Source organism: Pseudomonas sp. TWP3-1, assembly GCF_049896625.1.
Taxonomy (GTDB): domain Bacteria; phylum Pseudomonadota; class Gammaproteobacteria; order Pseudomonadales; family Pseudomonadaceae; genus Aquipseudomonas.
Window position 1 is genome coordinate 126,207 of sequence record NZ_JAFCUQ010000008.1, and the last position, 12,511, is coordinate 138,717.

A 12,511-nucleotide genomic window follows, 5' to 3' on the forward strand; every position below is an offset into this window, starting at 1 on the left:
CCGCTGGGTTGCGCAGCGACCCCAAAATCTATGGGATTGCTTCGCACTCCAGCGGGAGCAAGCTCCCTCGCCACAGGTTCAGGGATTGCTCCGCAAATGAAAATACCCGCCTGGGCGGGTATTTTTGTGAAGCAATCAACGTCGGATCAGGAACCCATCAGCTCGGCCTTGACCAGCTTCGCCTGCTCGTCGGCGTGGTACGACGAACGTACCAGCGGGCCGGAAGCGACGTTCTTGAAGCCCATCTTGTAACCTTCCTCGGCGAACCAGGCGAAGGTGTCCGGGTGCACGAAACGCTGCACCGGCAAGTGGCTGCGCGATGGTTGCAGGTACTGGCCGAGAGTGAGCATGTCGATGTCGTGTTCGCGCATGCGCTTCATGACTTCGATGACTTCTTCGTCGGTCTCGCCCAGACCCAGCATCAGGCCGGATTTGGTTGGAATGTGCGGCATCATCTGCTTGAAGCGTTGCAGCAGGGTCAGCGACCACTGGTAATCCGAACCCGGACGCGCAGCCTTGTACAGGCGCGGCACGGTTTCCAGGTTGTGGTTGAACACATCCGGCGGCTCGGCAGCGGTGATTTCCAGGGCAACGTCCATGCGACCACGATAATCCGGGACCAACGTCTCCAGCTGTACGTTCGGCGACAGTTTGCGGATCTCGCGGATGCAGTCGGCAAAGTGCTGGGCACCGCCGTCACGCAGGTCGTCGCGGTCTACCGAGGTGATCACTACGTACTTGAGTTTCAGGTCGGCAATGGCAATGGCCAGGCTTTGCGGCTCGTTGACGTCCAGTGGCTTCGGACGACCGTGGCCGACGTCGCAGAACGGGCAGCGACGGGTGCAGATGTCGCCCATGATCATGAAGGTCGCGGTGCCACCGGAGAAGCACTCGCCGAGGTTCGGGCAGGAGGCTTCTTCGCAGACGCTGTGCAGTTTGTGTTTGCGCAGCAGGCTTTTGATTCGGTCGACTTCCGGCGAAACCGGGATGCGTACGCGAATCCAGTCAGGTTTCTTCGGCAGTTCGGTGGTCGGAATGATCTTTACCGGGATGCGTGCAACCTTCTCGGCGCCACGCAGCTTGACGCCGGCTTCGACCTTGGGACGCGGGGCCGGGCGCTCGGTCACGTCGAGCGTCGGGATCATGGTTTGCACTGCATCAGTAGTCATATCAGTCGATTCCGCCCGTCAGGGTCGTCTGCTCAGCATAGTCGAGGTGTTTGACGAGCTGCGCGCGCAGCCGGGCACTTACCTCGGCAAATTCAATCGATCCTGCGTGATCGCTCAGCTGGGTCATCGCCAGCCCGGCGTAGCCGCAGGGATTAATCCGTCGAAACGGTTCCAGATTCATGTCCACGTTCAGGGCCAGGCCATGAAAAGAACAACCGTGGCGAATCCGCAAACCCAGCGAAGCGATTTTCGCCCCATCGACGTAGACACCGGGCGCATCCGGTTTGGCTGCGGCGCTGACGCCGTAACTGGCCAGCAGCTCGATCAGGCATTGCTCCATGCGACTGACCAGATCACGCACGCCAAACCCGAGTTTGCGCACGTCCAGCAGCAGATACGCCACCAGTTGGCCGGGGCCGTGATAAGTCACCTGCCCGCCGCGATCAACCTGCACCACCGGGATATCTCCCGGCAGCAACAGATGTTCGGCCTTGCCGGCCTGGCCCTGGGTAAACACCGGAGGGTGTTCGACCAGCCAGATTTCGTCGGCGGCGTCGCTGCCACGTTCGTTGGTAAAGCGTTGCATGGCATGCCAGACCGGCTCGTAAGCCATCTGGCCAAGCTCGCGAAAGCCCAGCGTGCCAGACATCACAACACCATGTGTACGAAACCGGTAGCCCGCAGCTCGCTGTTAATGTCGTACAGCTGGTCTTGACCGGTGGCGATGATGTGCAGCTGGATGGTGGTGTACTTGCCGTTGGTGCTTTGACGCTCGTCGATGCGCTCATCATTGATGGTCGCGTGCTTTTTGACGATGTCGATAATCTTGTCTTTGTTGCCGACACCCGTGTCGCTGATCACCTTAACCGGGTAGTCAGTGGCAGGGAATTCGATCTTTGGCGCCTTTACTTCGGTATCGGTCATGGCGTAACGGCCTCTTGAGCCGTGCCAACGCGCATGGCCCCGCTTCGGGTGGAAGCGGGGCCATGCAGGTCAACACTCAAATCAGTTGAACAAGCCGTAGAAGAATAGACGGATGCTATCCCACATGCGACGGAAGATACCACCCTCCTCAACGCCATCGAGGGCGATCAGGTCGGCGCTGTGCACGACCTTGTCGTCCAGTTTGACTTCGACTTTACCGATCACGTCGCCCTTGGCGATTGGCGCGGTCAGTTGCGGGTTCATGGTCATGCTCGCAGCGAGCTTCTTCAGCTGGCCTTTTGGCAGGGTCATGGTCAAGTCTTGAGCCAGGCCGGCCTTGACTTGATTGGTGGTGCCTTTCCACACCGGAGCCTGAGCCAGTTCGGTGCCCTTCTGATAGAAGGTCTGGGTTTCGAAGAAGCGGAAACCGTAGGTCAGCAGCTTCTGGGTCTCGGAAGCACGGGCCACTTCGCTGTTAGTGCCGAACACCACGGCGATCAGGCGCATGCCATCACGTACGGCCGAGGACACCATGCAGTAGCCGGCTTCGTCGGTGTGACCGGTTTTCAGACCGTCAACGGTCTTGTCGCGCCACAGCAACAGGTTGCGGTTAGGCTGCTTGATGCCGTTCCAGAAGAACTCTTTCTGCGAGTAGATCGCGTAGTGAGCCGGGTCTTCGTGGATGATCGCGCGAGCGAGGATCGCCATGTCATGAGCCGACGAGTAGTGCTCCGGGTTCGGCAGACCGGTCGGGTTCATGAAGTGGCTGTTGGTCATGCCGAGATCGCTGACAGTTTTGTTCATCATGTCGGCGAACGCGTCTTCGCTGCCGGCGATGTGCTCGGACAGTGCCACGCTGGCGTCGTTGCCGGACTGGATGATGATGCCGTGCAACAGATCGCTGACAGTCACCTGCGAGCCGACCTTGATGAACATCCGCGAACCGCCGGTGCGCCAGGCGTTTTCGCTGACGGTCACCGGGTCATTTTCACCGATCTGGCCACGACGGATTTCCAGCGTAGCGATGTACGCGGTCATCAGTTTGGTCAGGCTGGCTGGCGGCAGACGCTGGTCACCGTTGTTCTCGACCAGCACGTTGCCGCTGCTGGCGTCCATGAGTACGTAGGCTTTGGCGGCCAGTTGAGGTGGCGACGGCATCATCTCGACCGCGAAAGCGGCTGGCGAGAGGAGCAGCGGGACTAGCAGACACAGGCGTTTGGCAAAGGTGGTGATGTTCATCCGTCTCTCGAAATCGCTAATGGAAACTGCCCGAAGGCAAAATTTAATCAGATGGCTTTCTAACGGGCCATCGCGTGTTCAGTTGCTCACTCCAGTCACCCTTGCCGGGCTTTTGTTCTTCGACGAGCCAACAACCTGATTCACCCCCCAATCGCTGGTGAATCGTCAATCAGGTCCTACGTATTGCTTACTCGGTGACCACGCTTGGCGAACCAAGATTGGCCGAGCGCACGCTGTTCTGCACCTGGGCAATTTCACCCGGCGAGCCGATCGGCCCCAGACGGACCCGATGCAGGGTCTGCTGATTGCGCACGATCGAGCTGATGAACACCGGAGCGCTCACCATCCCGCTGAGCTTCGACCTCAGGAGTTCTGCAGCGTCCGGGTTGGCGAACGCGCCCACCTGCAGAAACTGGCCAGACGCTGTTGCAGAAGCGTTTTTTTTTGCATCGATCTGCACTGGCACTACGGCCGCGGCGTGTTGCTGCGGCGGTGGCGTCCATTGCTCGACGGTGCCGGCCGAGGCCGTGATCACCGGGGCACTATTCTGCGCGACTTGCGGCTCATTGAGCATCAGCGGCGCCGGACGGCCCTTGGCCGCCCACCATTGCTGCGGATCGATGCCTTCAACCTTGACCCGCGCGGTACCGGTTTCGGCATAACCGAGTTTTTTCGCGGCAGCGTAGGACAAGTCGATGATCCGGTCGGAATAGAACGGGCCACGGTCGTTGACGCGCAGGATCACCGTGCGGTTGTTGTCGAGGTTGGTCACCCGAACGTAACTTGGCAGTGGCAAAGTCTTGTGCGCGGCGCTCATGCCGTACAGGTCATACACTTCGCCATTGGCGGTGTTCTGACCGTGAAACTTGGTGCCGTACCAGGACGCGGTGCCCGAGGCGACGTAAGTCTTCGATTCCTGCAACGGGAAATAGGTCTTCCCCAGCACGGTATACGGGTTGGCCTTGTAGGCACCGGTGTGCAGAGTCGGGGTGGCATCAGGAATGCGTGAAACATCGACGTCCCACCACGGCGCGCCATCTTTGTGCGCGCGGTTGATATCCAGCTTCGGCTGCGTGCGGACGACAGTGGGCGACGACTTCGGGCTCGGCGAACGGCTGGTGGTGCAACTGGCAACCAGCACTGCCAACGCAGCGAAAGCCACCAGCTTCAGGGGTTTATTGTTAGGCAATGCCTGCATTACTTGACGCCCCGTGCTTGTACCAGCTGTTCAGACAATTGATGTACGGCCATGGCGTACATCACGCTGCGGTTATATCGCGTGATCGCGTAAAAATTCTTCAGGCCCATCCAGTATTCCGGGCCGTTCTCGCCTTCAAGACGAAATGCGGTGACCGGCATCTCGTCGCGCAGCGCATCATGACTCGACCAGCCCAACGCTCGCAACTCCCCGACGGTTTTCGTCGGCTCGATACCGGTGGTCAAACCTTCGTCGACCTGATCGCCACGCACATCGGCGCGACTGACCACCGGTTCGCCAGCGACCCAGCCATGACGCTTGAAGTAGCTGGCCACGCTGCCGATCGCGTCGTCCGGGTTGTTCCAGATATTGATGTGGCCGTCGCCGTCGAAATCCACCGCATAGGCGCGGAAACTGCTCGGCATGAACTGCGGCAGCCCCATCGCCCCGGCGTAAGAGCCTTTGAGCGTCAGCGGATCGACCTGCTCTTCACGCGCCAACAGCAAGAACTCACGCAGTTCCTTGCGGAAAAATTCGGCACGCGGAGGATAGTCGAATCCGAGGGTCGACAAGGCATCGATTACCCGGAAATTGCCGGTATTGCGTCCGAAAAAGGTTTCGACGCCGATGATCGACACGATCACTTGTGCCGGCACGCCATATTCCTGCTCGGCGCGGGCCAAAGTGGCCTCGTGCTGACGCCAGAAGTCCACACCACGGGCGATGCGCGCGTCGGTGATGAACATCGGTCGATATTCTTTCCACTGCTTGACCCGCTCGGCGGGTTTGGAGATGGCATCAAGAATCGACTGCTTGCGCTCGGCTTCGCGGAACACACTCATCAATTGCTCGCCGGCAAAACCGTAGTCGCGGGTCATTTCACCGACGAATTCGGCCACCTGAGGCGAGCCTTCGTAATCGCCGGCCAGCGCTTCCTGCGCGCTGCCAAGGATGCCTACCAGGCCGACCCATGGCGCGTTTCGAGTCGCCCAGCCACGCATTACTTGCATTGAACTCTTCACCTTATTCAAACCTGTGCGATCCACTTGCGATGGGTATGGATCGACATCAAAACCCCAAACGCTGACAGCAATGTCACCAGCGAAGTTCCTCCGTAGCTAATGAACGGCAACGGCACCCCCACCACTGGCAACAGGCCACTGACCATACCGATGTTGACGAAAACGTAAACAAAAAACGTCATGGTTAACGCGCCAGCAAGCAACTTGCCAAACAATGTCTGCGCCTGAGCGGTGATCACCAGCCCGCGACCAATCAGCAGCAAATAGATCAGCAGCAGTGCGCAGATCCCCACCAGACCGAACTCTTCGCCGAGCACGGCAATGATGAAGTCGGTGTGGCTTTCCGGCAGGAAGTCCAGGTGCGACTGGGTGCCGAGCAGCCAGCCCTTGCCAAACACACCGCCGGAGCCGATGGCGGCTTTCGACTGAATGATGTTCCAGCCGGTGCCCAACGGATCGCTCTCCGGGTCGAGAAAGGTCAGGATCCGCTGCTTCTGGTAGTCGTGCATGATGAAAAACCACATCGCCACCGACACCGGAATCGCCGCCGCCAGCACGCTGAGAATCCAGCGCCAGCGCAGCCCGCCCATAAACAGTACGAACGCACCACCGGCGAGAATCAGCAGCGACGTGCCGAGATCCGGCTGGCGCACGATCAAGGCAAACGGCACGCCGATCAGCATCAGGCTGATGCCGACGTGCTTGAGTTGCGGTGGCAACGTGCGCTTGGAGAGGTACCAGGCAATGGTCGCCGGCATCAGGATCTTCATGAATTCCGAGGGCTGGAAGCGGATCACTCCGGGGATGTTGATCCAGCGGGTCGCACCCATGGCGTTGTGGCCCATGATGTCCACCACCAGCAGCAGCAACACTCCGATCACGTAACCCAGCGGCACCCAGCGGGCCATGAAGCGCGGCTCGAACTGGGCAATGATGATCATCGACACCAGACCAATGCCAAATGAAGTGGCTTGCTTGCCGAGCAGGTCCCAGCTCTTGCCACTCGCCGAATACAGCACGAACAGACTGCCGGCCGCGAGGATCAGCAGCAGAATCAACAATGGTCCATCAATGTGCAAACGCTGCAACAGCGTGGCACGGCGGCGCATCACATCCTCACTGGAGAGCATGCGATCAAAATTATTCATCACGGGCCGTAGCCTCCGCACTGATAGGGCTGGCGTATTCGGCCTTCAAACGACCTTGCGGGTCGAGCAACCACGCATCCATGATCTGGCGCACCACTGGCGCGGCGACGCCGGAACCCGACTCACCGTTCTCGACCATCACCGACACCACGATTTTCGGGTCGTCAGCCGGGGCGAAACCAACGAACAAGGCGTGGTCGCGGTGGCGTTCCTGGACTTTCGAGCGGTCGTACTTCTCACCCTGCTTGATCGCCACGACCTGCGCCGTACCCGACTTGCCGGCAATCCGGTATTGCGCGCCGATGGCTGCTTTACGCGCCGTACCGCGCGCACCGTGCATCACCTGCTGCATACCGTGGTTGACCTTGGCCCAATCCGACGGATCGCGCAGGATGATATCCGGGATCGGATTCTCATCCACCGGCTTCACGCCTTCGAGGGACTTGGCCAGATGTGGCCGGTTCCAAACGCCCTTGTTCGCCACCAGCGCTGTGGCCTGGGCCAGTTGCAGCGGGGTGGATTGCATGTAGCCCTGGCCGATCCCGAGGATCAGGGTTTCGCCGGGGAACCACGCCTGACGCCGGGTCGCGCGCTTCCATTCACGCGTCGGCATCAGGCCGGGAGATTCTTCGAACATGTCCAGCGAGACCTTCTGGCCGATGCCGAACTTGCTCATGTAGGCCGACAGCCGATCGATGCCGAGCTTGTGCGCCAGGTCATAGAAGTAGGTGTCGTTGGAACGCATGATCGCCGTGTCGAGGTCGACGAAGCCGTCCCCGGTACGGTTCCAGTTGCGATATTTGTGATCGTAGTTGGGCAGCATGTAATAGCCCGGGTCGAACACCCGGCTCGATGCAGTGACCACGCCCGAATCGAGACCGGCGATGGCCACCGCCGGTTTGATCGTCGAACCCGGCGGGTACAGGCCGCGCAGCACGCGGTTGAACAGCGGCCGGTCGATGGAATCGCGCAACTCGGCATAGGCCTTGAAGCTGATCCCGGTGACAAACAGATTCGGGTCGAAACTCGGCTGGCTGACCATCGCCAACACTTCACCGGTCTTCGGATCGAGCGCCACCACCGCGCCACGGCGTCCACCGAGTGCGGCTTCGGCGGCTTCCTGCAATTTGATGTCGAGACTGAGGACGATGTCCTTGCCCGGCACCGGATCGGTCCGTTTGAGTACCCGTAACACGCGGCCGCGGGCGTTGGTCTCGACTTCCTCGTAACCGACCTGACCGTGCAACTCGGCTTCGTAGAAGCGCTCGATGCCGGTCTTGCCGATGTGGTGGGTGCCGCTGTAGTTGACCGGATCGAGAGTCTTCAGCTCTTTCTCGTTGATCCGCCCCATGTAACCCACCGAGTGCGCAAAGTGCGCGCCCTGCGGGTAGTGACGCACCAACTGCGCAACCACTTCAACGCCGGGCAGCCGGAACTGGTTCACCGCGATCCGCGCGATCTGCTCTTCGGTCAGCTCGAACAGGATCGGCACCGGCTCGAACGGCCGGCGCCCCTGACGCATGCGCTTCTCGAAGATCACCCGATCCTCGGGCGTCATCTCCAGCACTTCGACAATCACGTCGAGCACTTGCTGCCAGTCGCCGGAGCGCTCGCGGGTCATGCTCAGGCTGAAACTCGGGCGGTTATCCGCCACCACCACGCCGTTGCGATCGAAGATCAGGCCACGGGTCGGCGGAATCGGTTGGACATGCACCCGATTGTTTTCCGAGAGCGTCGAGTGGTACTCGTACTGAATCACCTGCAGGAAATACAGGCGCGCGATCAGCACACAGATCAGCGCCACCACTGCAATTGCACCGAACACGACGCGGCCACGCACCAGACGGGCGTCTTTTTCGTGGTCCTTGATGCGGATCGGCTGGGACATGGGGGCAGGCTTACTTGTGGTAAGGGTGACCGGACAACACGGTCCAGGCACGGTACAGCTGTTCGCCGATGAGGATCCGCACCAGCGGGTGCGGCAAGGTCAGCGGCGATAACGACCAGCGCTGATCGGCGCGGGCACAGACTTCCGGCGCCAGCCCTTCCGGGCCACCGACCATGAAATTCACCGTGCGCGAGTCCAGCCGCCAGCGATCCAGTTCGACCGCCAGTTGCTCGGTGCTCCAGGGCTTGCCGTGGACTTCGAGGGTGACAACCCGCTCGTTCGGCCCGACCTTGGCCAGCATGGCTTCGCCTTCCTGGCGGATGAAACGAGCCACGTCGGCGTTCTTGCCGCGGGTATTGAGCGGAATTTCCACCAGTTCCAGCGCCAGCTCGGACGGAAGACGCTTGGCATATTCATGCCAGCCTTCTTCCACCCACTTGGGCATGCGTGAACCGACGGCGATCAGTCGCAGTCGCACAGCAATCCCTTACAGCTGGTCTTTGTTGAGCTTGGTGAAATGCTCGTGGGTGTTTTCCGGGCTGTGGTGTGCAGCGCTGGCCGAACGGCTTTGCTCGGCACCGGCCCACAGGCGTTCCAGGTCATAGAACTGGCGAGCCGAGGCGGTCATCATGTGCACGATGACATCGTCCATATCCAGCAGCACCCAGTCGCTGTCGCCCTTGCCTTCTTCGCCCAGTGGCTTGACGCCCAGAGCTTTGACGGCTTCGCGAACCTTGTCGAGCATCGCGCCGATCTGACGGTTGGACGTACCGGTGGCGATGATCATGTAGTCAGTGATGCTCTGCTTCTCGCGCACATCGATGATCTGGATGTCTTGCGCCTTGACGTCTTCCAGGGCTGCAACGGCAACCTTGACCAGTTCGTCACCCTTCAGCGGCTCGTTGGTGCTGGCCACTTCCGGCAGCGGAGCGCTCTTGAATGTGCCTTTGCGCTTAACTTTCTTTACGTTGTCAGTCATATAAAACTCGTTTTGCTCGTGTATTCGGCGCCTCGTCACACGTAGATCGTGTTACTTGAGCACGCCTTGTTCAGTTCGACGCACGGTACAGACCGTGCGCATCGATGTAGGCCAGGACCGCGTCGGGCACCAGGAAACGTACCGACTTACCGCTGGCCAGCAGTTGACGGATCTGGGTGGCGGAAACCGCGAGCGGTGTCTGCCAGACGAATGCAATCTGTCCGCTCGGCCCTTTCAGGGCCAACGGGTCGCTCACCGAACGCGCTGCCAGCAGGTTGCGCAAGGCATCCGGCGGTTCGCTGTCGGCGTCCGGGCGCTGTAGCACCAGGATGTGGCAATGCTGGAGCAACTCTTCCCAGCGGTGCCAAGTGGGCAGGCCGCAAAATGCGTCCCAGCCCAAAAGCAGAAAAACCTGGGTCTCGGCGGCCATTTCGGCACGCAGCGACTCCAGGGTATCGATGGTCCAGGACGGTTTGTCCCGCTGCAACTCACGGGCGTCCACCACCAGCGGCGGCACACCGGCCACCGCGCACTCGACCATTGCCAGCCGATCCTGCGCCGACACTTGCGGCGTACCGCGATGCGGCGGACGCGCGCTGGGCATCATACGCAGTTCATCGAGCGCCAGCGCTTCGGCGACTTCCAGCGCACCACGCAAATGGCCGATGTGCACCGGGTCGAAGGTTCCGCCCAGCACGCCAATGCGCAGGGGGCGGGACTCGCTGCCGGTGTGCGGCGCGGTTAGGTCGAGGTCGGACAAGTCAGACCGGCGCCTGGCCGCGCAACTGGCCATCACCGACCACGATGTACTTCTCGCAGGTCAGTCCTTCGAGGCCCACCGGGCCACGGGCGTGCAGCTTATCAGTAGAAATGCCGATCTCGGCACCCAATCCGTATTCGAATCCATCGGCGAAGCAGGTCGGGGTGTTGATCATCACCGACGCCGAGTCGACTTGCGCCACAAAACTGCGGGTGTCGGCGAGGTTTTCGCTGACGATCGAGTCGGTGTGATGCGAGCCGTAATGGTTGATGTGTTCAATCGCCTGATCGAGACCGTCGACCACACGAATCGACAGGATCGGCGCCAGATACTCGGTGTTCCAGTCTTCTTCAGTGGCCGCAACTGCATCGATGATCGCCCGGGTGCGCTCGCAGCCACGCAGTTCGACGCCTTTTTCGCGGAACTGTGCAGCCATCGACGGCAGGAAATCCCTGGCAACAGTTTGATCGACCAGCAAAGTCTCCATCGCGCCGCAGATCCCGTAACGGTAGGTCTTGGCATTGAAGGCGATGCGCTGGGCTTTCGCCAGATCGGCGTGCTGGCTGACGTAGACGTGGCAGATGCCATCGAGGTGTTTGATCACCGGCACGCGGGCATCACGGCTGATGCGTTCGATCAGACCACGGCCACCGCGCGGCACGATCACGTCGACGTATTCCGGCATGGTGATCATCGCGCCGACCGCAGCGCGGTCGGTGGTTTCCACCACTTGCACTACGGCGGCAGGCAGTTCGGCCTCGGCCAGACCGCGCTGGATGCACGCAGCAATGGCGCGATTGGAATGAATCGCCTCGGAACCGCCGCGCAGGATGGTCGCATTGCCCGACTTCAAGCACAGGCTGGCGGCGTCGATGGTCACGTTCGGCCGGGACTCGTAAATAATCCCGATTACGCCCAGCGGCACGCGCATCTTGCCGACCTGAATCCCCGACGGACGGAAGCTCATGTCGCGGATTGCGCCGACCGGATCCGGCAGCGCTGCAACCTGACGCAAACCGACGATCATGCCGTCGATGCGCGCCGGGGTCAGCTCCAGACGCTCCAGCATTGCTGGCTCCAGACCATTTGCGCGACCGGCGGCCAGATCCAGTTCATTGGCTGCCGCCAGCTCCACACGAGCCGCGTCCAGCGCATTGGCAGCAGCCTGCAAGGCGCGGTTTTTCTGCGCGGTGCTGGCACGGCCGATGACCCGGGAGGCTTCACGGGCGGCGCGACCCAATCGGGTCATGTAGTCAAGAACGGACTCAGTCATGGTCTGCTGGGGTCTTGGCAAAGAGGAAAGCGGCAGATTATAGCTGTCGCGTCCCCTGACTAACAGCGGTGACGGGCGGATGGTCGAAATGGACAGCGATTTGCCGACGTTCAGGCGTAATTAAGCTGGCAATTGATATCATCGCGCCCTCCTCTGACCGGAAAATACGCTTTGCCATGTCCAGACTGACCGTTCGCGCCGACGCTGCGCGCCTGCCCGTGGGGCTTGCGGACGAATTTTTCGACCGTGACGCCCAGACGCTCGCGCGCGATCTGCTCGGCAAAGTTATCCGCCATCGCATCGGTGATCTGTGGCTGAGTGCGCGGATCATCGAAACCGAAGCCTATTACTGCGCGGAAAAAGGCAGCCACGCGTCTCTCGGCTACACAGAAAAGCGTAAGGCTTTGTTTCTGGACGGCGGGCACATCTATATGTATTACGCCCGTGGCGGCGATTCGCTGAACTTCAGCGCGCAAGGGCCAGGCAATGCCGTGCTGATCAAGTCCGCGTATCCGTGGGTCGATGACATCAGCGGCCCGGCGAGTCTGGCGCAGATGCTGCTGAACAACCCCGATGCCCAAGGCCGGCCACGTCCGCCGCAAAAACTCTGCGCCGGCCAGACGCTGCTGTGCAAGGCGCTCGGTCTGAAAGTGCCGATGTGGGATGCCAAGCGTTTCGATCATGAGTTGCTGCTGGTGGAAGACGCGGGGCCGAGGCCCGTACAGATTATTCAAACCACGCGCCTGGGGATTCCCCTTGGCCGTGATGAACACCTGATGTACCGCTTCGTCGACGCTGCCTATGCGCAATGGTGCACGCGGAACCCGCTGCGCCGGGGTCAGGTCGAAGGTCGCGATTATTTTTTGCTGTGAATGAAAGCCCCTGCCGGGGACATTAATGGAATGGAGTGG

At 60.8% G+C, this 12,511-nt stretch carries 13 protein-coding genes; 1 reads left to right on the top strand and 12 read right to left on the bottom strand.

Translation table 11 applies throughout. The annotated features are described in order from the left end of the window. Window positions 1-146 precede the first annotated feature (146 nt). The 12 genes from lipA to ACP7BN_RS13400 form a co-directional block, all read right to left on the bottom strand. Window positions 147-1,145 (bottom strand): lipoyl synthase, encoded by a 999-nt coding sequence (gene lipA / locus ACP7BN_RS13345; RefSeq protein ID WP_162184605.1) that lies wholly within the window; start codon window positions 1,143-1,145, stop codon window positions 147-149. A gap of 25 nt (window positions 1,146-1,170) precedes the next feature. Continuing rightward, a complete protein-coding gene (gene lipB, locus ACP7BN_RS13350; protein ID WP_426204678.1) occupies window positions 1,171-1,818 on the bottom strand; it encodes a lipoyl(octanoyl) transferase LipB in 648 nt (215 codons plus the stop codon). Further along, window positions 1,818-2,093, bottom strand: coding sequence for a DUF493 domain-containing protein (locus ACP7BN_RS13355; protein ID WP_401269017.1), 276 nt, complete (start codon window positions 2,091-2,093; stop codon window positions 1,818-1,820). The genes lipB and ACP7BN_RS13355 overlap by 1 nt, the downstream gene beginning before the upstream one ends. Before the next feature lie 81 nt (window positions 2,094-2,174). After that, window positions 2,175-3,332, bottom strand: coding sequence for a D-alanyl-D-alanine carboxypeptidase family protein (locus ACP7BN_RS13360; protein ID WP_420648530.1), 1,158 nt, complete (start codon window positions 3,330-3,332; stop codon window positions 2,175-2,177). A gap of 187 nt (window positions 3,333-3,519) precedes the next feature. After that, window positions 3,520-4,530: a septal ring lytic transglycosylase RlpA family protein gene (locus ACP7BN_RS13365; RefSeq protein ID WP_426204681.1), complete on the bottom strand. Its 1,011-nt coding sequence runs from the start codon at window positions 4,528-4,530 to the stop codon at window positions 3,520-3,522. Further along, window positions 4,530-5,540: a lytic murein transglycosylase B gene (gene mltB / locus ACP7BN_RS13370; RefSeq protein ID WP_420648532.1), complete on the bottom strand. Its 1,011-nt coding sequence runs from the start codon at window positions 5,538-5,540 to the stop codon at window positions 4,530-4,532. The genes ACP7BN_RS13365 and mltB overlap by 1 nt, the downstream gene beginning before the upstream one ends. 17 nt (window positions 5,541-5,557) lie before the next feature. Next, complete coding sequence (gene rodA, locus ACP7BN_RS13375; RefSeq protein WP_420648623.1) at window positions 5,558-6,661, bottom strand: rod shape-determining protein RodA; 1,104 nt, start codon at window positions 6,659-6,661, stop codon at window positions 5,558-5,560. A 31-nt stretch (window positions 6,662-6,692) separates the two neighbouring features. After that, window positions 6,693-8,588 (bottom strand): penicillin-binding protein 2, encoded by a 1,896-nt coding sequence (gene mrdA / locus ACP7BN_RS13380; RefSeq protein ID WP_420648533.1) that lies wholly within the window; start codon window positions 8,586-8,588, stop codon window positions 6,693-6,695. A gap of 10 nt (window positions 8,589-8,598) precedes the next feature. Beyond that, window positions 8,599-9,066, bottom strand: coding sequence for a 23S rRNA (pseudouridine(1915)-N(3))-methyltransferase RlmH (rlmH, locus tag ACP7BN_RS13385; protein ID WP_007937439.1), 468 nt, complete (start codon window positions 9,064-9,066; stop codon window positions 8,599-8,601). A 9-nt stretch (window positions 9,067-9,075) separates the two neighbouring features. Beyond that, window positions 9,076-9,567: a ribosome silencing factor gene (rsfS, locus tag ACP7BN_RS13390; protein WP_420648534.1), complete on the bottom strand. Its 492-nt coding sequence runs from the start codon at window positions 9,565-9,567 to the stop codon at window positions 9,076-9,078. Window positions 9,568-9,637: 70 nt separating this feature from the next. Next, window positions 9,638-10,360, bottom strand: coding sequence for a nicotinate-nucleotide adenylyltransferase (nadD, locus tag ACP7BN_RS13395; RefSeq protein WP_426204685.1), 723 nt, complete (start codon window positions 10,358-10,360; stop codon window positions 9,638-9,640). Next, window positions 10,329-11,600, bottom strand: a complete 1,272-nt coding sequence (locus ACP7BN_RS13400) for a glutamate-5-semialdehyde dehydrogenase (protein ID WP_420648536.1) — start codon at window positions 11,598-11,600, stop codon at window positions 10,329-10,331. Before ACP7BN_RS13400 ends, nadD begins: the two co-directional genes overlap by 32 nt. Window positions 11,601-11,776: 176 nt before the next feature. Here ACP7BN_RS13400 and ACP7BN_RS13405 point away from each other — a divergent pair, with 176 nt between their 5' ends. Next, on the top strand, window positions 11,777-12,472 hold the full coding sequence (locus tag ACP7BN_RS13405; RefSeq protein ID WP_426204687.1) for a DNA-3-methyladenine glycosylase: 696 nt from the start codon (window positions 11,777-11,779) through the stop codon (window positions 12,470-12,472). Window positions 12,473-12,511 lie beyond the last annotated feature (39 nt).

Coding starts and splice junctions, on each gene's coding strand:
- lipA (WP_162184605.1), bottom strand. CDS start 1,145: ATGATCCCGACGCTCGACGTGACCGAGCGCCCGGCCCCGCGTCCCAAG.
- lipB (WP_426204678.1), bottom strand. CDS start 1,818: ATGTCTGGCACGCTGGGCTTTCGCGAGCTTGGCCAGATGGCTTACGAG.
- ACP7BN_RS13355 (WP_401269017.1), bottom strand. CDS start 2,093: ATGACCGATACCGAAGTAAAGGCGCCAAAGATCGAATTCCCTGCCACT.
- ACP7BN_RS13360 (WP_420648530.1), bottom strand. CDS start 3,332: ATGAACATCACCACCTTTGCCAAACGCCTGTGTCTGCTAGTCCCGCTG.
- ACP7BN_RS13365 (WP_426204681.1), bottom strand. CDS start 4,530: ATGCAGGCATTGCCTAACAATAAACCCCTGAAGCTGGTGGCTTTCGCT.
- mltB (WP_420648532.1), bottom strand. CDS start 5,540: ATGCAAGTAATGCGTGGCTGGGCGACTCGAAACGCGCCATGGGTCGGC.
- rodA (WP_420648623.1), bottom strand. CDS start 6,661: ATGCGCCGCCGTGCCACGCTGTTGCAGCGTTTGCACATTGATGGACCA.
- mrdA (WP_420648533.1), bottom strand. CDS start 8,588: ATGTCCCAGCCGATCCGCATCAAGGACCACGAAAAAGACGCCCGTCTG.
- rsfS (WP_420648534.1), bottom strand. CDS start 9,567: ATGACTGACAACGTAAAGAAAGTTAAGCGCAAAGGCACATTCAAGAGC.
- nadD (WP_426204685.1), bottom strand. CDS start 10,360: ATGGCCAGTTGCGCGGCCAGGCGCCGGTCTGACTTGTCCGACCTCGAC.
- ACP7BN_RS13400 (WP_420648536.1), bottom strand. CDS start 11,600: ATGACTGAGTCCGTTCTTGACTACATGACCCGATTGGGTCGCGCCGCC.
- ACP7BN_RS13405 (WP_426204687.1), top strand. CDS start 11,777: ATGTCCAGACTGACCGTTCGCGCCGACGCTGCGCGCCTGCCCGTGGGG.